This window comes from Xenorhabdus beddingii, assembly GCF_002127545.1.
GTDB classification, from domain to species: Bacteria; Pseudomonadota; Gammaproteobacteria; order Enterobacterales; family Enterobacteriaceae; genus Xenorhabdus; species Xenorhabdus beddingii.
The window spans coordinates 1-1,506 of record NZ_MUBK01000100.1 but is presented as its reverse complement, the minus strand read 5'-3'; the positions used below and the strand labels follow the sequence as shown (position 1 = coordinate 1,506).

The following is a 1,506-nucleotide window of genomic DNA, read 5'->3' as shown; positions in this document are numbered from 1 at the left end:
CTGACGCTGCTGCAACAACAACGTGATACCATTCGCCGGCTGGAAGAGGCGCTGAAACAGGCGCAACGCTGGCGTTTTGGTGCGCACAGTGAATCCCTGCCGGTCGGGGACAAACGCAGCCAGTTTGAAGAGGATGCGGATACCGATATTGCGGTACTGTCAACCCAGCTTTCACGCCTGCCGGTCGGGGAAAGTCCGCCGCCAGCGCGTCCCAAACGTCAGCCTTTGCCTGACACTTTACCCCGCGAAGAGGTTCGGTTAGAACCGGAGACCCCATGCTGCCCGGATTGTGGTCAGGCGCTGCGTTTTCTGCGTGATGAAATCAGTGAGCGGCTGGAATATCGTCCGGCCACCTTTATTGTCCGGCGTTATGTCTGCCCGCAGTACAGTTGTGCGGCCTGCCAGTGTATCCACGCCAAATCCCAGCCCGCCCATCTGATTGAAAAGGGGATCCCTGAGCCCGGGCTGCTGGCCCAGGTGATGGTCGCCAAATATCAGGATCATCTGCCGCTCTACCGGCAACAACACATCTATGCCCGCAGTGGCGTGACGCTGGCGCGCAGTACGTTGTCGGACTGGGTGGCGCAGGTGTCCCTGGCCCTGCAACCGTTGGCCGATGCGCTGAAACAAGCCTTGCTGACAGCGCCGGTGTTGCAGGCGGATGAAACACCGCTGCCGGTGTTGTCCCCCGGTAAGGGGCAAACGCAGCGGGCTTATCTGTGGACGTATGTGACGGCGCGGGATAATACGCCGGCGGTGGTGTACTACGAATTACATCCGGGCCGCAGTGGCCGTTATGCGGAGTCCTGCCTGCAAAACTGGTTGGGTGGGGCACTGGTGACCGATGATTACGCCGGTTACAACGCGCTGCATGCGCGTGATGACATCACGGAAGCCGGCTGTTGGGCCCATGCCCGCCGCAAGTTTTTTGATTATTACCGGAGCAGTCAAAGCCCGATCGCGAAGCAGGCGCTGGACGGCATCCGCGAACTGTACAAACTGGAGCGCAAAATCAAAAATCGTCCCCCGGATAAACGGCGTCAATGGCGGCAACGGTATGCCCGGCCGTGGCTGGATGAGTTCCATGCCTGGCTACAGACGTGTCAGGCTCAGACCGCCCCGAACTCGGGGTTACACAAGGCGATCAATTATACGCTGAAACGCTGGCCGGCGCTGGTGTGCTATCTGAATGACGGGCGAGTGCCGATAGACAACAACCGGGCGGAGAATGCGATCCGGGGTGTCGCCGTGGGACGAAAGAACTGGCTGTTTGCGGGGTCATTAGCGGCCGGGCAGCGGGCTGCGATGATGATGAGTTTACTGGAAACCGCCAAAGCGAACGGCCATGACCCCCGGGTTTGGTTGCAAGATGTCCTCCGTCGATTACCCACCTGGCCGAACAACCGCTTGAATGAACTCCTTCCCTGGTCAGATAATCCTTTCAGTTAAAAATCCCCCATTTTTAGTGTTGGTTGGTAAAGCAAGGTGAGATGACCGGATGCTTAC

At 58.8% G+C, this 1,506-nt stretch carries 1 protein-coding gene; it reads left to right on the top strand.

Features of this window, described 5'->3' with window-relative positions:
- The coding region (gene tnpC, locus Xbed_RS18595; RefSeq protein WP_139837547.1) for an IS66 family transposase at positions 1–1,449 on the top strand (1,449 nt) is incomplete at its 5' end.
- Between the last annotated feature and the right edge of the window lie 57 nt (positions 1,450–1,506).